This window comes from Mangrovicella endophytica (genome assembly GCF_002893625.1).
GTDB lineage: Bacteria > Pseudomonadota > Alphaproteobacteria > Rhizobiales > Rhizobiaceae > Mangrovicella > Mangrovicella endophytica.
In genome coordinates, this window is record NZ_PKMZ01000001.1 from 19,738 (window position 1) to 36,564 (window position 16,827).

Below are 16,827 nucleotides of genomic sequence, written 5' to 3' on the forward strand. Positions count from 1 at the left end.
TCCCAGGGCTCTTCGTCAGAACGGCTCGGCCACGTCGGCAAAGGAGATCAGACGTTCGTCAGACGCGACAGGATCGTCTCGACACTGTCGGCGGCGGCGTCGAGGAGGCGGGCAGCCTCGGCCTCGCGAGCGCTGATCTCGCCGCTCATAGCCTGGCCGGCCTGCCGGGTCTCGCCGAGCTCGGCTTCCAGCGCGGCGATGCGGCGCCGGGCTTCGGACAGCTCGTCCGTGACGGTGATGCCGGCCATGACGGTCAAGCGGATGTCGCCGATCTCGCCGAAGCTGCCGCGCATCTCCGCGACGCGGCCGTCGAACTCGGCGGCGAGCTGCTCCAGATGCTGCTCCTCGCCCTCCGCACAGGCCATGCGGTAGGTTTTTCCGTCGATGGTGACGACAACTTGCGGCACTGCGGCTCAGCCCTGCTTATGTCGTTCGAGGACGGCGCGCACCGTTTCCATGGCGGTCACCAGGCGGCGCGACACCTCCCGGTTCGCCTGCTCCAGCCGATCGCTGCGCGCCAGCGCCGAGTCGAGCTCGCCGGCGAGGCGGCCACGGTCGGCGGTCATGCGCTGGATCTCCGCCTCACCCTCGCGCAGGATCGATTCGCGTTCGATCCGCGCGTCCACCGCGTCGGACAGCCGCTCGACGGCCTTCGCCAGCCGATCCTTCGCTGTCTCGAGGGAGGGTTGGATGGACATGAACAGGTCTCCTGACGCCGCCGAGCGGCAGCCGGTCCGGCAGGTGCGGCGCAGCTCTTGGCAAAGTGCACGCGCATCGAAGCTGTTGCTTTAGCTCGCACGGCCGCATGTGAAAAGTCCGCGACGTACCCGAGTCCGGCGTGACCCATCCAATGGAGCGCCCGCCTTGAACGCAGAAGCGCGGTCCTGGCGCTTTACGCCGCCTGCAAATCGTTAGAGCCTTTCAGGGTCAGATGGATTGCGTTCTGTTTCTCCGCTGGAGAGGCGATCCGGCAGGAGAGACGTGCCGGTCGATGGGGTTCCATCGGCCAAGCGGCTCGACGAACCGGGCGCCCGCCAGCTGGAAACCCGAAGGGCCGGGTGAATTCGGGCCAATTCCATCGGGCTTCGTCTCGGCCGTAGCCCCGCTACGACCTTTACCGAACCCCTCGACCTTGATCCCGAATTCCCTCCGGCAGAACGCTTCCACCTGACCCTGAAAGGCTCTAAACACAGGCGCAACGCCCCGGCAGGCCGCCGGCCTCTCGCCTGGGTTTGCCGTCTGCCGCCCGGCTGCACCGGACGGTGCCAGCTCTGGTCGGGCCCGCATCTCAAGGAGGAATGACATGGCAGTTCGCGTCGCAATCAACGGGTTCGGTCGCATCGGCCGCAACGTGCTTCGCGCCATCGTGGAGTCGGGACGCACCGACGTCGAGGTCATTGCCATCAATGATCTCGGGCCGGTCGAGACCAACGCCCACCTGATCCGCTTCGATTCCGTCCACGGCCGCTTCCCGCACGAGGTGAAGGTGGACGGTGACACGATCGACGTCGGCCGCGGCCCGATCAAGGTGACGGCCGAGCGTGACCCGAAGAACCTGCCCTGGGGCGAGCTCAACATCGACATCGCGATGGAGTGCACGGGCATCTTCACCGATCCCGCCAAGGCCTCGGCTCACCTCGAAGCCGGCGCCAAGAAGGTGCTGATCTCCGGTCCGCTGACCAAGGCCGAGAACGAGAAGACCATCGTCTACGGCGTCAACCACAAGACGCTGACCGCCGACGACCGGATCGTCTCCAACGCCTCCTGCACCACCAACTGCCTCGGCCCCGTCGCCAAGGTCCTCAACGATGCCATCGGCATCGACAAGGGCTTCATGACGACGATCCACTCCTACACCGGCGACCAGCCGACGCTGGACACGATGCACAAGGATCTCTACCGCGCCCGCGCCGCGGCGCTGTCGATGATCCCGACGACGACCGGCGCTGCCAAGGCGGTCGCGCTCGTCCTGCCGGAGCTGAAGGGCCGTCTCGACGGTGTCTCGATCCGCGTCCCGACCCCCAATGTCTCCGTCGTCGACTTCAAGTTCGTGGCCAAGCGCGACACGACCGTGGAAGAGATCGAGAATGCCATCCGCGCGGCCGCCGATGGCCCGCTGAAGGGCATCCTCGGCTACACCGACTTCCCGAACGTCTCGTCGGACTTCAACCACGACCCGCATTCCTCGGTCTTCCATATGGGCCAGACCAAGGTGATGGACGGCAACTTCGTGCGCATCCTGTCCTGGTACGACAATGAGTGGGGCTTCTCGAACCGCATGTCGGACACCGCCGTCGCCATGGCGTCGGCCTGATCCGAGGCTTGCAGAAGCGCGATCCGAGAGGGGCTGCCGGCATGCCGGCAGCCCCTCTGCTTTTGGGTGCGGGGTGCCGGCCGCGCAAACGGCGGCAGAAGAGCCCTGCGACCGAGCAGAGGCCCGTGAAAAGCCTACGTCCGGACTGTACTTGCCGGTAGCAATCCGTCGTTCCGCTGATATAGGGAACGGGTCGGCCTTCGGGCCTGATAGGAGACGAATCGCGTAAAACGGCCGCCCTCCCGGATCGAGCCTCGGCTTGGGAGATGCGGTGGGCAACCGAGGCAGCCGCGGATGATCGACCCACTCTATGCCGCCGTTCTCGTCGGAACGGGGCTCGTGCTTCTGGCGGCGTTCTCCAGCCTTCTCGCCTACCGCTACGGCGCGCCGCTGCTGCTGCTGTTCCTGGGGATCGGCCTGCTTGCCGGCGTCGACGGGATCGGCATCGAGTTCGACAATGCCGGGCTTGCCTATTTCGTCGGCTCGATCGCGCTTGCCATCATCCTGTTCGACAGCGGCTTCGGCACGCCGCTGAAGGCGTTCCGCCAGGCCGCATTGCCGGCGGTGACCCTGGCGACGGTGGGCGTGCCGGTCACGGCCGCCGTGTTCGGGCTGGCGGCGAGCTACGTCCTCGGCATGTCCTGGCTGGAGGGCGTGCTGCTCGGTGCCATTGTCGGTTCGACGGACGCGGCGGCCGTGTTCTTCCTTCTGCGCATCGGCGGCATCAATATCCGCGACCGCGTGGTCTCCACGCTCGAAGTCGAATCCGGCTCCAACGATCCGATGGCGGTGTTCCTGACAATCGCGCTGGTCGATGTCCTCTCCGGCGGTAGCAGCCTCGATGCCTTCGGCTGGGATGTCGTCCTCGGCTTCGTCGAGGAGATGGGCATCGGTGCCGTGATGGGCGTTGCCGGCGGCTGGATGATCAAGACGCTGATCAACCGCATCGATCTCGACCGCGGCCTCACCCCGATCTTCACGCTGGCCCTCTCGCTCCTGGTCTTCTCGGCCACCGGCGCGATCCACGGCAGCGGCTTTCTCGCCGTCTATGTGGCCGGGCTCTATGCCGGCAACAGCGGCATGCGCTCGGCCGCATCGCTGAAGCGCTTCCAGGACGGCATGACCTGGTTGGCGCAGATCATCATGTTCCTCGTCCTCGGCCTGCTGGCAACGCCATCGCAGTTCCCGGCGATCGCCGGAAGCGCCATCGCGCTGGCGCTGTTCCTGATCTTCGTCGCGCGGCCGCTTGCCGTGTGGCTCTGCCTTCTGCCCTTCACCTTCCAGAGCCGCGAAACCGCCTTCATCTCCTGGGTCGGCCTGCGCGGCGCCGTGTCGATCCTCCTCGCCATCGTCCCGCTGATGGGCGGCATCGACGAGCACCGCATCTTCTTCAACACCGCCTTCATCATCGTGCTGGTTTCGCTGCTACTGCAGGGTTGGACGATCGGCATCCTGGCGCGCTGGCTGGGGCTGATCGTGCCGGCGCGGATCGGGCCGGTGGAAAAGGTGGAGCTGGAGCTGCCGGGCACGGCGCATCACGAGCTCCTGTCCTATCGCGTCGTCGCGCAGAGCCCGGTGGCCCGCGGCGAACGCCTGCCGCGCTGGGCGCGCCCCTCGCTGGTGATCCGCGACGGCAAGTCGATGCGCTACCAGTACGCCGGCCGGCTGATGCCGGGCGACTACGTCTATCTCTTCATCTCGCCGCGCTATCCGCGGCTGCTCGACCGCCTGTTCGCAAGTCCTGCCCCCGTCGGTCCGGACGATGCCGAGTTCTTCGGCGAGTTCTCGGTCGATCCCGCCAAGCCGGCGCGCTTCCTCAATCAGGCCTATGGCGTTGGCCTCGACGAGGATGAGGAGCAGCTCACCATTTCCGATCTGATGATCGGCCGTCTGGGCGGACGCGCTGAATACGGCGACCGGGTGCCGCTCGGGCCGGTCGAGCTGATCGTGCGTGACACGGCGCCGGATGGGGCCGTTGCTGCGGCCGGCCTGTCGCTCGAGCCGGAGGCGCCGCCGGAAATTCCGCTCTTCCTGAACCGCCGCCAGATCGCCGCTGCGTGGCGACGGCGCTGGAAGAGCCGGGGCGGAGCGCGTCTCGACGAATCCCAGGCTTTGATGGATGATCCGCGCCCGGTGGAGCGCGGCAGCAGGGAGAAGACGATGACGATGTTCAAGACGCTGGACGACGCCGACCTCCAGGGCAAGCGGGTGCTCCTGCGCATCGACCTGAACGTGCCGATGAAGGACGGGGTGGTGACGGACGAGACGCGCATCGAGCGCGTGCTCCCGACGATCCGCGAGATCGCCGACAAGGGTGGCCGCGTGGTACTGCTCGCCCATTTCGGCCGCCCGAAGGGCAAGCCCAATCCCGACATGTCGCTGGAGCCGATCGCCGCCGTCCTGTCGAACCGGCTCGGCAAGCCGGTCGGCTTCTCCGCGGATTGTGTCGGCCCTGTCGCCGCCGGCATCGTCTCGGCGCTGAACGATGGCGACGTGCTGCTGCTCGAAAACACCCGCTTCCACGCCGGCGAGGAAGAGAATGACGAGAGCTTCGTCGCCGAACTCGCCTCGCTCGGCGACATCTATGTCAACGACGCCTTCTCGGCCGCGCACCGCGCCCATGCCTCCACGGAGGGGCTGGCGCATCACATGCCATCCTATGCGGGCCGCACCATGCAGGCCGAGCTGGAGGCGCTGGAGAAGGGTCTCGGCAGCCCGGAGAAGCCGGTGGTCGCGATCGTCGGCGGCGCCAAGGTCTCGACCAAGATCGATCTTCTGTCGAACCTCGTCACCAAGGTCGACGCGCTGGTGATCGGCGGCGGCATGGCGAACACCTTCCTCGCCGCCGAAGGCAAGGATGTCGGCAAGTCGCTCTGCGAGCACGATCTGGCCGACACGGCCCGCGAGATCGTGGCGAAGGCGAGGGAAGCCGGCTGCACCATCGTGCTGCCGACGGACGCGGTGATCGCGCGCGAGTTCAAGGCCGGCGCGGCCAACGAGACGCTCAGTGTCGATGCCGTCCCGGCCGACGCGATGATCCTCGACGCCGGACCGGCGAGCGTCGAGGCGATCAACGGCTGGATCGACAGGGCGAAGACGCTGGTCTGGAATGGGCCGCTCGGCGCCTTCGAGATCGAGCCCTTCGACCGCGCCACCATGGCCGCTGCCGGTCATGCCGCCGAGCGGACGAAGGCGGGCGAACTCGTGTCGGTCGCCGGCGGCGGCGACACGGTCGCGGCGCTGAACCAGGCGGGCGCCGCCGATGACTTCACCTATGTCTCGACGGCGGGCGGTGCCTTCCTGGAATGGATGGAAGGCAAGCCGCTGCCGGGCGTCGAGGTGCTGAAGGCCTGATCAGGCGGAGCATACACGGCCGGCCGGCGCCGCTTCGGGAGGCAGCGGCGCCGCCACCAGTTTGAGGATCGGATGTCGTGAAGGCCGCGCTGCTCTCCTGGCTGCTCTTCCCTGTCTATGTCTGGCAGGGAACCGCCGTGCGCCGGCGCACGGAGCGGATGCGTCCGCCGGCGGGGCCGAGCCGCGGCACAGTCGGTCTTTCGGGGCCAGATGGACGAGATGAGCCGGCAATCCGGCTGTTGGTGATCGGCGACTCCTCGGCCGCCGGCGTCGGTGTCGATGCGGTGGAGGATAGCCTCGCGCCGCGCCTCGCCGAGCGGCTGCATGTCATCAGCGGCCTTGGCGTCGCCTGGCGCGCTGCCGGCTCCAACTCGGCCGTCTCGGCGCAGCTGCGCGACTTCGTCGTGCCAAACCTGGCGCGCGACGCCTTTACCCACATCGTGCTGATGATCGGCAGCAACGATGCCAAGAACTTCCATGGCCGCTTACGCTTCAAGAAGGCGTTCGGCGGTCTGCTCTACGCCTTGAGGGCGAAGTGGCCGGAGGCGCGGATCGTCTGGTCGCCGCCGGTGGACCTGCGGCGTGTGCCGGCGCTACCGAGAGGTCTCGCGACTGTTCTCGAGCTGCGCGCCTCCGTCATCCGCCAGATGGGCGAGCGGCTCTGCAATGAGCGCGGGGCGATTGCGGCAACGCCGCTGCCGCGGGTCGAGCCGGCCGGCTTTGCGCGCGATGGCTTCCACGCCTCGGCGGAGGGCTATGCCTATATGGCCGGCCACCTTGCCGACTATGTGCTCGGCGACCGCCTGAAGGCGGACTGAACCTCCGGAGCCCAAAGCCCGGACATAGAGGCTGAGCCGGTGACGCGGCGCCTCAGCTCTTCCAGGTCTTGATCAGCATCTCCAGGAAACGCTCGGCCGGCGGCGAGAGATTGCCGCTGCGGCGCCGCACGATGCCGATCGTCCGTGTGACAATGGGATCGACGATCGGTCGCGCGAGGATCAGCGGGTGCTCCTCCTGCGGCGTTGCGAGCCGCGGCAGGACGGAGATGCCGAGGCCTGCCTCGACGAGGCCGAGCGAGGTATTGAGGTGCGTTACCTCGTAGAACCAGTTCAGCCTGAGATTGGCTCTGGCAAGCGCCGCATCGAGCAGTGTGCGGTTGCCACTGGTCCGGTCGACGGTCACGAGATGATGACCCTCCAGCTGCGGCCAGCGGATCTCCTCATGCGCGGCGAGGGGATGATCCTTGCGCATCGCCAGCACGAACGGATCGTCGATCAGTGGCTCGAATGACAGCTCGGGGTCGGAGTTGCCCATCAGGTTGATGCCGAACTCGACGCCGCCCTGAGCCACCGCACGCAGTCCGTCGATCGCGGTCAGATCGAGGATGCGGAACCGGATGTGCGGGAACTCTTCGTTGAAACGACGCACAACGCGGGGCAGGAAGTAGAACGCCGCCGTCGGCAGGCACGCCATGGTGATGAGGCCGCGCCGCTGGCTGTTGGCATCCTTCAGGGCAAATAGCGAGCCGTCGAATTCCTCCAGCATGCGCCGCACCAGCGGCATCAGTTCGCGCCCGGTTGCGGTGGGCGCGACGTGCCGCGTCGTGCGCTCCAGAAGCGGGGCACCAATGGCCGCTTCCAGCTTTTGGATGCGCCGGGTGAGCGCCGGCTGCGACATGTTCAATGCCTCCGCCGCGCGATGAAAGCTCTCCAGCTCCGTCACCTGCTGGAAGGCACGCAGGTCGAGAATTTCGCAATTGATGTTCAAAACGAAATAATGCCTCCGAAATTTGCATTTCTCAAATCAGCGCCCAGCCGCCATTTAGCAATAATCTGCTCGATTGTTCCAGTCGGTGCATCATCAGAGATCGGCATGAACGACCTTCTCCGGATTCCTTGTGTTCTGATGCGCGGCGGCACCTCACGTGGGCCGTTCTTCCTCGCATCTGACCTGCCGGCCGATCCGGCAGCGCGCGACGCGGCGCTCCTGTCGATCATGGGCAGCGGTCACCCGCTGCAGATCGATGGTATCGGCGGCGGCAACCCTGTCACCAGCAAGGTCGCCATCATCGGGCCGGCGAGCATTCCCGGCGCCGACGTCGATTACCTGTTTGCGCAGGTGCGCAACGACCGCCAGCTCGTCGACTATTCGCCCAACTGCGGCAACATGCTTGCCGCGGTCGGTCCGTTCGCTATCGAGGCAGGCCTTGTGCCGGCACGATCCGGCGACACGCTGGTGCGCATCCACAACGTCAACACCGGCAAGCTGATCGACGCCAAGGTGCCGACGCGCGGCAGCCAGGTGACCTATCTCGGCGATGCGTCCATCGATGGCGTGCCGGGCCTTGCCGCACCGATTGCGCTGACTTTCCTCGATGCTGCAGGCGGCAAGACCGGCAGCCTGCTGCCGACCGGCGCGGCGAGCGAGATCATCGACGGCACCAAGGCCACGTGCATCGATTGCGCCATGCCGATGGTGCTGATGCGCGCCGAGGATCTCGGCGTCTCAGGCTATGAGGATCCGTCGGCGCTTACGGTGAACGGCGATCTGGCCGCCCGGCTCGCGGCGATCCGACTGGAAGCCGGCCGGCGCATGGGCATGGGCGACGTCTCCGACATGGTGATCCCCAAGCCGGTTCTCATCGCGCCGCCGCGGCAGGGCGGCACGCTGTGTGCCCGCTACTTCATGCCCATCGATTGTCATCCGGCGCTTGCGACCACCGGCGCCGTCGGCATCGCCACGGCGGTGGCCACCACGGGCACCGTTGCCTATGAGATGGCCGGCATCGCTCACATGCCGATGATTGTACGGCTGGAGCACCCGAGCGGACGCATCGACGTCGAGCTCGAGGAACGTGACGGCAAGATCGTGGCCGGTCTCGTGCGTACCGCCCGCCGTCTGTTCGAGGGCTACGCCTTCGCCAAACCTGCCGCGTCGCTGACGCGCGCGGCCTGAACCTTAGAACCACCGGCATGAAGCCGGACATCCAGGGAGGAATACCATGCGTCGCATGCTGCTAGCCGCCGCCGCCGTTCTCGCCTTTGCCGGTGTGGCAGAAGCCCAGTCCGTGCGGATGAGCGTCGGCTCCTATAATCTCAACAACCTGCCGTTCCCGGTTGCCGACAGCCTCGGTTTCTACAAGGACGAGGGTCTCGACGTCACCACCGAGAACTTCGCGCAGGGCGGCTCAAAGGTGCTGCAGGCACTGGTCGCCGGCTCGACCGACGTCGCGGTCGGCTTCTACGATCACACCATCCAGATGCAGGCCAAGCGCAAGGACGTCGTCGGCTTCATCCAGCTCGCCCGCAATTCGGGCCTGGTGCTCGCCGGCAAGACCGACACGGATTTCGATCCGGCCAAGCCTGAGACGATCAAGGGCAAGAAGGTCGGCATCACCTCGCCGGGCTCCTCCTCGGACTTCTTCGTGCGCTACTTTCTCCAGCAGCACGGTATGAACGAGGACGACGTGTCGATCATCGGCGTCGGCTCGGGCGCGGCGGCCGTCGCGGCTCTGCAGCAGGGCAAGATCGACCTTCTCGTCAACTACGATCCGGCTGCGACGATCATCGTCGAGCGCGGCGTCGGCAAGATCCTGATCGATGCCCGCAGCGACGAAGGCGCCAAGGAAGTCTATGGCGGGATTTATCCCACCTCGGTCCTTTATGCGACAAAGGACTACATCGACGCCAATCCCGAGGTGATCCAGAAGGTCACCAACGCGACGGTTCGGGCCCTGCACTGGATGCGCGACCACAGCGCCGAAGAGATCGTCGAGAAGCTGCCGTCTGATTTCGTCACCGGCGACAAGGCGACTTACGTGAAGGCGGTGGAGAACGCTAAGGCGATCTTCTCGCAGGATGGCATGTTCAACACCACCGATCTTGAGACGCCCCTCAAGGTGCTGAAGACGTTCAACGAAGACGTCGCCAAGGCCGACATCGACCTGTCGAAGACCTACACGAACACGTTCGTGGAGGCGGCCGGCAAGACCACCTCGAACTGAGGATACATCCATGTCTGCGATCGTACGAACGCTGAAGCCTGTCCCGGAACCGACGGATCGGCTCGCGCCGAAGCCGATGGTGACCATCGATGACGTGACGATGGCCTTCGGCGCATTCGTCGCGGTCGAAAACGTCCAGCTGACGGTCGGCGATGGCGAGTTTCTCGCCGTCGTCGGTCCGACCGGCTGCGGCAAGTCCACGATCCTCAATGCCATCGCCGGGCTGCTGAAGCCCGCGAAGGGGCAGGTGACGATCGATGGGACGCCGGTCTCCGGCGTCCAGAACAACATTGGCTACCTCTTCCAGCAGGATGCGCTGCTGCCGTGGAAGACGGCTTACGAGAATGTCGAGCTCGGCCTGAAATTCCGCGGCGTCGGCGCGGCTGAGCGGCGCGAGAAGGTGATGGGCTGGCTCGCTAAGGTCGGCCTCAAGGGCTTCGAGAGCCGCTATCCGCACCAGCTCTCCGGCGGTCAGCGAAAGCGCGTGCAGATGGCGCAGGCGCTGATCATCGAACCGCAGGTCATCCTGATGGACGAGCCGTTCTCCGCGCTCGACATCCATACGCGGCACCTCATGCAGAACGAGTTGCTGCGTCTGTGGCAGGAAGACCGTCGAGCGGTGGTGATGATCACCCACGACCTGGAGGAGGCGATCGCCCTCGGGGATCGCGTCGTCGTTCTCGCGGCCGGTCCGAAGAGCCGCGTCATCGAGAGTTTCCCGGTCGATCTCGAGCGCCCGCGCGACGTCGCGGAGATCAAGCTCGACGAGAAATTCATGAGGCTGTACCGCGACATCTGGGCGTCGCTGCGCGGAGAGGTGGAGAAGAGCTATGCAAGCCACTAACGTCCGTCTGATCCAGCTGGCGCTCCTTGTCGTCATCCTCGGCGGCTGGGAACTCGGCGTCGCCACCGGGGCGATCGACCAGTTCTTCTTTCCCTCGCCCCTCGCCATCGTTCGGCAGATCGTCGAGTGGGTGATGGATCCCGAGTTCTACAACCATGTCGGCGTCACGCTCGGCGAGACGGTGCTCGGCTATCTCATCGGCACCGGCCTCGGCGTCGCCGCCGGCGTCTGGCTCGGCCTCAGCCCGTTCGTGGCGCGCGTGCTGGATCCCTTCATCAAGGCCGTAAACGCCATTCCGCGCGTCGTGCTAGCGCCGATCTTCGTGCTCTGGCTCGGCCTCGGCCTCTGGTCGAAAGTCGCTCTGGCGGTGACGCTGGTGTTCTTCATCACCTTCTTCAATGCCATGCAGGGCGTGAAGGAAGTGAACCCGGTGGTGCTGTCGAACGCCCGCATTCTCGGCGCCAAGCGCACTGATCTCCTGCGCCACGTCTACTTCCCGGCGGCGGCCAGCTGGATCCTCTCCTCGCTGCGCACCTCGGTCGGTTTCGCGGTGGTGGGCGCGATCATCGGCGAGTATCTCGGCGCCTCGGCCGGCCTCGGCTATCTGATCGCCCGCTCGGAAGGCAATTTCGACGCGGTCGGCGTCTTCGCCGGCATCATCATCCTCGCCGTCTTCGTGCTGGTGATCGACCTGGTCCTCGACCTCGTCGAGCGCAAGCTGATCACCTGGCGGCCGCGCAACGGTGAGGAGCGTCCGGCCTAACGCCGGCTCACCTCGGCATCCCATCTGGACGGGCGGCGAGCTTTCGCCGCCCGTTTTCGTATGCAATCTTTGCATGACAAACAGCCGCTGAGCGGCCGATCGGACAGCCGCGCCGTCAGTCCTCGTTCTCGTCCTCATAACCGACGAGGTGCAGCGGGCGCGCCGGCAGGCCTTTCAGCGAGCACCAGCGCACCAGCGCCTCCTCGCGCCCGTGCGTGACCCAGACCTCTGACGGCGCGAGGTCGTCGATCGTCTCGGTCAGCTCGTCCCAGTCGCAATGGTCGGAGATGACGAGCGGCAGCTCGACACCGCGCTGGCGGGCGCGCTGGCGCACCTGCATCCAGCCGCTGGCAAAGCAGGAGACGGGATCGGGAAAGCGCCGCGCCCAACGATCGGCGAAGGTGGACGGCGGCCCGACGATCACCGCGCCGGCGAAGTTACCCTTGTTGCCCCGCTCCAGAGTCGCTGGCCGGAGTTCGCCGAGGTCGATGCCCTGGCTGGCATAATAGTCGCAGAGCTTTTTCAGGGCGCCGTGGATGTAGATCGGCGCATCGTAGCCCTCGTCGCGCAGGAGCCGGATCACCCGCTGCGCCTTGCCCAGCGCATAGGCACCGACGAGATGGGCGCGCTCCGGAAACTGCCGTGTCGAGGCGATCAGCTTGCGGATCTCGGTCCGCTGCTCGGGATGCCGGAAGACGGGGAGGGCGAAGGTTGCCTCGGTGATGAAGACGTCGCAGGGCACCGGCTCGAAGGCGGCGCAGGTCGGATCAGCGCGCCGCTTGTAGTCGCCGGAGGCAACAATCCGCAGGCCATTCTTCTCCACCGCGATCTGTGCCGATCCCAGCACATGGCCGGCCGGATGGAAGGAGACGGTGACGCCGTTGATGGTGATCGTTTCGCCGAAGGCAGCCGCCTGCCGCGCGCCGGCGAAATTGTCGCCATAGCGGATCGCCATGATCTCCAGCGTCTGGCGCGTCGCCAGCACGGCCTCGTTGCCGGGGCGGGCATGGTCGGCATGACCATGCGTGACCAGCGCACGGGCGACCGGCTTCACAGGGTCGATATGGAAGTCGCCCGGCGGGCAATAGAGCCCGTCCGGGGTAGGGCGCAGGAGATCGTCGGGACGCAACATGGGCGGGAAGATAGGGCCGAAGCGCACCGCCGGAAGCGGTCCGCCCTCATGTCGCTGAGTCCTTCAACGGCTTGCGTCAGAGCGGGCCGCGCGAGACGGCCCGCCGCATCGGCCTTTAGAATTCCGCGGCGCGGGCGGCGAGCATGGCATCGTTGCGGCGCTGGAAGAACTCCTCGTAGCCGCCGTTGCGCTCGGCATAGCGGAGCGGCTTCACCGCCTCGACCAGGATTTCCGTGGCGTCCGGTTGGGTCTCCAGGATCGTCATCACCTCGGCGATATATTCGTCGAGCGCCATCGCAGCCGGATCCTTTGCCTGCCGCTCGCCCATTAGGGCGGTGCGCACGTAAGGCGGCGCAAGTTCGAGCACGCTGACGCCGGTGCCCTTCAGCTGATAGCGCAGCGACTGGCTCCAGGAATGGATCGCGGCCTTGGTGGCGCAGTAGGTCGGCGTCATTGCCAGCGGCAGGAAGGCGAGGCCCGAGGTCACGGTCATCACCGTTGCGCGCGGGCGGGACAGAAGATGCGGCAACAGAGCGGTCGTCAGGTGGATCGGCCCGAGAAGGTTGGTTGCGACGGTCGCGTCGGCGGTCGCCGTGATGGCCTCCGGCGCCCCGGTCTTGAGGTTCTCGTTCTTCATGATGCCGGCGGAATGAATCACGGCGTCCAGTGCCGGAAAGTCACGGGAGAGCTGTTCCGCGAAGGCCGGGATCGAGCCGACGTCGGCGATGTCGAGGACGGCACTCGCCATGCCCGGATTGGCGTCGGTGACTTCGGCAAGGACGTCGGCGCGGCGCCCGGCGATGATGACCGTATTGCCGCGGGCATGGAAGGCTTCGGCAAGGCCCCGGCCGATGCCGCTGCCGCCGCCGGTGATGAGGATGGTGTTGCCACTCGTCTGCATTGTGAGGCTTCCGCTGGATTGTTGGAAATCTTCGTCACCGCAGCCCTGCGGCGACTTGCGCGGAACCTAGTCCCGTTGCATTCCAACGGAAAGAAGGCACCCGAGAGTTCCATACTTACCCAATGGAGAGTGACGATATGTCAGTGGTGATTAGCGCGTTCGATGAGGCGGCATCGCGCGAGGCGAAGGAGCGCCGCGCCGAGGACGTCGAACTGGAGGTACTGGTGCGCGAGATCATCGGGCGCGTTGCGGACAAGTGGACCATGCTCACGCTTGAGGCGCTGGAGGAGCATGGGCGCATGCGCTTCACTCGGCTCGGTGAGATCATCGGCGACATCAGCCAGAAGATGCTGACCAAGACGCTGCGCCAGATGGAGGCGGATGGTCTCGTCTCGCGCACCGTCTTTCCGGTGGTGCCGCCGCGCGTCGAATATGAGCTGACGCCGCTCGGCCGTAGCCTCGGAGCTGCCTTCTGCGGCGTCTGGATCTGGGCGGAGCAGCATCGCGAGACGATCCGCCAGGCGCGCGCCGACTTCAGCGCCAGAGCGGACTGACGTCACTCACCTCAGGCGCTCGGGCCGGCTGATTGCTATTCCGCGGCTGCGAGCGCATATCCCCGCGGCTTCTGGGGCCGCGGCATGATCATCGATACCTATTCGTCCGGCGATGCGACCGCCGATCGGCGCGCCGAATACGCCGCCGACTACGCTGCCGGCGGCGATGCAGCCGCGGCCGCCGAACTGATGGAGCAGGCGCTGCAGCGCGCGCCCGGCTGGGCCGCCGGCTGGATGCGGCTCGCCGATTATCGTGACGCGGCCGGTGACCGGGACGGCGCGGCAAGCGCCTGCCGCCAAGCCCTGGAGCTCGACCCGGCTGACGGGCAGGGGGCCGGGCTGAGGCTTGCCGCCTACGGGCTTGTGCCGCCGCCCGATACCGCGCCGCCAGCTTTCGTCCGTGGCCTCTTCGACCAGTATGCCGATCGCTTCGAGACGGCCCTGGTTGAGAAGCTCGACTATGCCGCGCCGGCCGAGCTGGAAGCGGCGCTGATCGCCGCCGCAGGACTTGGCCGGCGCTTCCGGGCTGCACTGGATCTGGGCTGCGGCACCGGCCTGATGGGCGAGCGGCTGCACTCGCTCGTAGACCGGCTCGTCGGTGTCGATCTCTCGCCGGGCATGCTGGAGAAGGCACGCCGCAAGAGCATCTACGATGATCTGACCGAAGGCGACATCCTCGGCTTCGTGGCCGAACCCTGCACCTTCGACCTCGTCACCGCGGCCGATGTCCTCAATTATCTCGGCGATCTCACGCCAGTCTTCGCACGGGTCGCCACATGGCTGGCGCCCGGCGGCCTCTTTGCCTTTACCGTGGAGGCGCAAGGTGGTCCCGAGCCCTTCATGCTGCGCGAGACGATGCGCTACGCCCATGACGGCGCGGCGGTGCTCGGCCTCCTGGAGGAGGCCGGCTTCAAGGTTATGGATCAGCGGAGCATCGTGCTGCGCACGGATCGCGGCGCGCCTGTCGCGGGCATCGTCTTCGTCGCCGCCCGCTAGGGTCGCCGCTGGCCGAGCAGGCCTACGCCGCCTTCAGCGCTGCGATCGTCTCCAGCGCCGCGTTCGTCGAGCCGGTGCGTTGTTCGGCGCTGATGTTGAGGCCTTCCGCGACGATGACCTCCGGCGCGGTGACGCCGAAGAAGCCGAAGACGGCACGCAGATAAGTTTCCGCGTGCTCGAATGCGCTGAACGGCGAACCGGCGCCGTAGAAGCCGCCACGCGCGACCGTCAGGATCACCCGCTTGTCGCCGGCCAGCCCCTCGGGACCCTTCTCGGTATAGCGGAAGGTCTTGCCCGCAACGGCGAGGCGGTCGATCCACGCCTTGAGCTGGCTGGCGATGGAGAAGTTGTACAGAGCGACGCCAATCACCACGATGTCGGCGGCGAGGAACTCCTCGAGCACGGCATCGCCGAGGGCGACATCCTCCTGCGCAGCCTGATCGAGCGCCATGCCGGCGTTCAGCCTGGCGATGGATCGGGTGGTCAGATGCGCAAGAGGCTCCGCCACCAGATCGCGATAGGTGATTTCGAGATCGGGAATCTCGCTGCGCAGGCGCTCGACCGTCGCTTTCGACAGGGAGCGGCTGACCGAGTTTTCGCCGAGGATGCTGGAATCGATGTGGAGGAGCTTCATGAGCAGGTTCCTTTCGCAAAGCTGGTAACAAAGCGATACCTGCGCTACTTAGATGACTGCCGGAAACACCCGCAAGGAGGCACATTTTTGGTACGAGAGCACACCAATGTGACCACCGAGAACCTGCACGTCCCCTCACGCTGCCGGGTCGTCAGCGCCATCCTGGCGCGGATCGGCGACAAATGGTCGGTGCTCGTGGTCATGATGCTGCGCGACGGGCCGATGCGCTTCAACGAGTTGAAACGCTCGATCGGCAGCATCTCCCAGCGCATGCTGACCCTGACGCTTCGCAACCTCGAGCGTGACGGCCTCGTGACGCGCACGGTCACGCCGACGATCCCGCCGCGGGTCGATTACGAGCTGACCGAGCTTGGTCAGTCGCTGCGGCTGCCGGTCGAGGGGCTCGGGGCCTGGGCCTTCGAGAACTACGGCAAGATCACTGACGCCCAGCGCCGCTTCGACGGGGTGGCGCCGGAGGCGGGAGCGCAGGAAGCGGCGGAGTAGGCGCCGACCCCGCCCGGCGCCCGCGACCCCGCAGCCCTTGCTGCCGCTCTCTGTGCTGCTATCGTCTGCCGCGATGCAGCATGAGGGAATGGCGTGGGAATCGAGGCGCACCGGCAGGACCATCCGAGCGACGCCGAGACGACGCGCAAGGCCCACCGCTTCGGCAACTGGGCGGCTACGGCGACGCATCACAGCCCCTGGGAGGATGCGCTCGGCATTCTGGCGGGAACGACGCTGACGGCGGTCGGCATCGCTATCCTCGGCCATCTCGGCTTTCTCACCGGCGGCATGGCGGGCCTCGCCTTCGTCATCCACTATCTCACCGCGTGGAACTTCGGCCTCGTCTTCTTCATCCTGAATCTGCCCTTCTACCTCCTTGCGGTCGGGCGGATGGGCCGCGCCTTCACGATCAAGACCGTTTTCGCCGTGACGCTGCTGTCGGTTCTGACCGCCTTTAGCCCGGACCTGCTCCGGCTGGACTATGTCGAGCCGCTGACCGGCGCCTTCCTCGGCGGGCTGATGATCGGCTTCGGCCTGCTCGCTCTGTTCCGCCATCGCTCCTCGGCCGGCGGCGTCGGCATCCTCGCCGTCTTCCTGCAGGACCGCTTCGGCTGGCGCGCCGGGCTGACGCAACTCGCCGTCGACCTGACCGTGCTGGTGACGGCTTTCCTCGCGGTGCCGCCGCGCGCCGTCGCCTATTCCGTCTTCGGCGCGCTGGTGCTTAACGTCTTCCTCGCCATCTTCCACCGCACCGACCGCTATCTCGCGAACTGATCGGGCGCCGCGGGCGTCAGGCTTGGCGAGGGCGCGCCTGAGTCTTACCTCCTC

The 16,827-nt window shown here is 66.5% G+C and carries 17 protein-coding genes and 1 pseudogene; 12 read left to right on the forward strand and 6 right to left on the reverse strand.

Going from position 1 to position 16,827, the window contains the following annotated elements; genetic code table 11:
• Window positions 1-47: 47 nt before the first annotated feature.
• Both C0R46_RS00090 and C0R46_RS00095 read right to left on the reverse strand, forming a co-directional pair.
• Window positions 48-407, reverse strand: a complete 360-nt coding sequence (locus C0R46_RS00090; protein WP_102957564.1) for a cell division protein ZapA — start codon at window positions 405-407, stop codon at window positions 48-50.
• A 6-nt stretch (window positions 408-413) separates the two neighbouring features.
• The gene (locus tag C0R46_RS00095) at window positions 414-698 is read right to left on the reverse strand and encodes a DUF4164 domain-containing protein (RefSeq protein WP_102957565.1); all 285 of its coding nucleotides are present in this window, start codon (window positions 696-698) and stop codon (window positions 414-416) included.
• A gap of 605 nt (window positions 699-1,303) precedes the next feature.
• Between C0R46_RS00095 and gap the strand changes: the two genes are divergently transcribed.
• From gap to C0R46_RS00115, 4 genes and pseudogenes are all read left to right on the forward strand, one after another.
• Entirely contained in the window at window positions 1,304-2,314 is a 1,011-nt protein-coding gene (gene gap / locus C0R46_RS00100; RefSeq protein WP_102957566.1) for a type I glyceraldehyde-3-phosphate dehydrogenase, read from the forward strand.
• 297 nt (window positions 2,315-2,611) lie between these two features.
• Window positions 2,612-4,468, forward strand: a pseudogene (locus tag C0R46_RS00105) (potassium/proton antiporter); the annotation flags it as partial.
• A 6-nt stretch (window positions 4,469-4,474) separates the two neighbouring features.
• Window positions 4,475-5,668: a phosphoglycerate kinase gene (locus C0R46_RS00110; RefSeq protein WP_102958527.1), complete on the forward strand. Its 1,194-nt coding sequence runs from the start codon at window positions 4,475-4,477 to the stop codon at window positions 5,666-5,668.
• Between the two features lie 77 nt (window positions 5,669-5,745).
• Entirely contained in the window at window positions 5,746-6,486 is a 741-nt protein-coding gene (locus C0R46_RS00115) for an SGNH/GDSL hydrolase family protein (protein WP_245413354.1), read from the forward strand.
• 52 nt (window positions 6,487-6,538) lie between these two features.
• Here C0R46_RS00115 and C0R46_RS00120 read toward each other — a convergent pair whose 3' ends face one another.
• Entirely contained in the window at window positions 6,539-7,435 is an 897-nt protein-coding gene (locus tag C0R46_RS00120; protein ID WP_102957567.1) for a LysR family transcriptional regulator, read from the reverse strand.
• A gap of 105 nt (window positions 7,436-7,540) precedes the next feature.
• On the opposite strand from C0R46_RS00120, the gene C0R46_RS00125 reads away from it, so the two are divergent.
• From C0R46_RS00125 to C0R46_RS00140, 4 genes are all read left to right on the forward strand, one after another.
• Window positions 7,541-8,623, forward strand: a complete 1,083-nt coding sequence (locus C0R46_RS00125; protein WP_102957568.1) for a 4-oxalomesaconate tautomerase — start codon at window positions 7,541-7,543, stop codon at window positions 8,621-8,623.
• A gap of 46 nt (window positions 8,624-8,669) precedes the next feature.
• Complete coding sequence (locus C0R46_RS00130) at window positions 8,670-9,671, forward strand: ABC transporter substrate-binding protein (RefSeq protein WP_198598201.1); 1,002 nt, start codon at window positions 8,670-8,672, stop codon at window positions 9,669-9,671.
• Between the two features lie 76 nt (window positions 9,672-9,747).
• Entirely contained in the window at window positions 9,748-10,515 is a 768-nt protein-coding gene (locus tag C0R46_RS00135) for an ABC transporter ATP-binding protein (protein ID WP_245413412.1), read from the forward strand.
• Window positions 10,502-11,278, forward strand: coding sequence for an ABC transporter permease (locus C0R46_RS00140; protein ID WP_102957570.1), 777 nt, complete (start codon window positions 10,502-10,504; stop codon window positions 11,276-11,278). The genes C0R46_RS00135 and C0R46_RS00140 overlap by 14 nt, the downstream gene beginning before the upstream one ends.
• Before the next feature lie 115 nt (window positions 11,279-11,393).
• Here C0R46_RS00140 and C0R46_RS00145 read toward each other — a convergent pair whose 3' ends face one another.
• Window positions 11,394-12,407, reverse strand: a complete 1,014-nt coding sequence (locus C0R46_RS00145) for a ligase-associated DNA damage response exonuclease (protein ID WP_102958530.1) — start codon at window positions 12,405-12,407, stop codon at window positions 11,394-11,396.
• A 118-nt stretch (window positions 12,408-12,525) separates the two neighbouring features.
• Entirely contained in the window at window positions 12,526-13,311 is a 786-nt protein-coding gene (locus tag C0R46_RS00150) for an SDR family oxidoreductase (RefSeq protein WP_102957571.1), read from the reverse strand.
• A gap of 137 nt (window positions 13,312-13,448) precedes the next feature.
• Between C0R46_RS00150 and C0R46_RS00155 the strand changes: the two genes are divergently transcribed.
• Both C0R46_RS00155 and C0R46_RS00160 read left to right on the forward strand, forming a co-directional pair.
• A complete protein-coding gene (locus tag C0R46_RS00155; protein ID WP_102957572.1) occupies window positions 13,449-13,865 on the forward strand; it encodes a winged helix-turn-helix transcriptional regulator in 417 nt (138 codons plus the stop codon).
• 84 nt (window positions 13,866-13,949) lie between these two features.
• A complete protein-coding gene (locus C0R46_RS00160) occupies window positions 13,950-14,861 on the forward strand; it encodes a methyltransferase domain-containing protein (RefSeq protein ID WP_102957573.1) in 912 nt (303 codons plus the stop codon).
• 22 nt (window positions 14,862-14,883) lie between these two features.
• Here C0R46_RS00160 and C0R46_RS00165 read toward each other — a convergent pair whose 3' ends face one another.
• A complete protein-coding gene (locus C0R46_RS00165) occupies window positions 14,884-15,495 on the reverse strand; it encodes an FMN-dependent NADH-azoreductase (protein ID WP_102957574.1) in 612 nt (203 codons plus the stop codon).
• Window positions 15,496-15,582: 87 nt separating this feature from the next.
• Between C0R46_RS00165 and C0R46_RS00170 the strand changes: the two genes are divergently transcribed.
• A complete protein-coding gene (locus tag C0R46_RS00170; protein ID WP_102957575.1) occupies window positions 15,583-15,999 on the forward strand; it encodes a winged helix-turn-helix transcriptional regulator in 417 nt (138 codons plus the stop codon).
• Window positions 16,000-16,092: 93 nt separating this feature from the next.
• Window positions 16,093-16,773, forward strand: coding sequence for a YitT family protein (locus C0R46_RS00175; RefSeq protein WP_102957576.1), 681 nt, complete (start codon window positions 16,093-16,095; stop codon window positions 16,771-16,773).
• Window positions 16,774-16,827: the final 54 nt, after the last annotated feature.

What these genes read in the sequence shown, in the direction of transcription:
- C0R46_RS00125 (WP_102957568.1), top strand. Translation starts at nt 7,541, where the DNA reads ATGAACGACCTTCTCCGGATTCCTTGTGTTCTGATGCGCGGCGGCACC.
- C0R46_RS00130 (WP_198598201.1), top strand. Translation starts at nt 8,670, where the DNA reads ATGCGTCGCATGCTGCTAGCCGCCGCCGCCGTTCTCGCCTTTGCCGGT.
- C0R46_RS00095 (WP_102957565.1), bottom strand. Translation starts at nt 698, where the DNA reads ATGTCCATCCAACCCTCCCTCGAGACAGCGAAGGATCGGCTGGCGAAG.
- C0R46_RS00110 (WP_102958527.1), top strand. Translation starts at nt 4,475, where the DNA reads ATGACGATGTTCAAGACGCTGGACGACGCCGACCTCCAGGGCAAGCGG.
- C0R46_RS00140 (WP_102957570.1), top strand. Translation starts at nt 10,502, where the DNA reads ATGCAAGCCACTAACGTCCGTCTGATCCAGCTGGCGCTCCTTGTCGTC.
- gap (WP_102957566.1), top strand. Translation starts at nt 1,304, where the DNA reads ATGGCAGTTCGCGTCGCAATCAACGGGTTCGGTCGCATCGGCCGCAAC.
- C0R46_RS00135 (WP_245413412.1), top strand. Translation starts at nt 9,748, where the DNA reads ATGGTGACCATCGATGACGTGACGATGGCCTTCGGCGCATTCGTCGCG.
- C0R46_RS00150 (WP_102957571.1), bottom strand. Translation starts at nt 13,311, where the DNA reads ATGCAGACGAGTGGCAACACCATCCTCATCACCGGCGGCGGCAGCGGC.
- C0R46_RS00155 (WP_102957572.1), top strand. Translation starts at nt 13,449, where the DNA reads ATGTCAGTGGTGATTAGCGCGTTCGATGAGGCGGCATCGCGCGAGGCG.
- C0R46_RS00165 (WP_102957574.1), bottom strand. Translation starts at nt 15,495, where the DNA reads ATGAAGCTCCTCCACATCGATTCCAGCATCCTCGGCGAAAACTCGGTC.
- C0R46_RS00160 (WP_102957573.1), top strand. Translation starts at nt 13,950, where the DNA reads ATGATCATCGATACCTATTCGTCCGGCGATGCGACCGCCGATCGGCGC.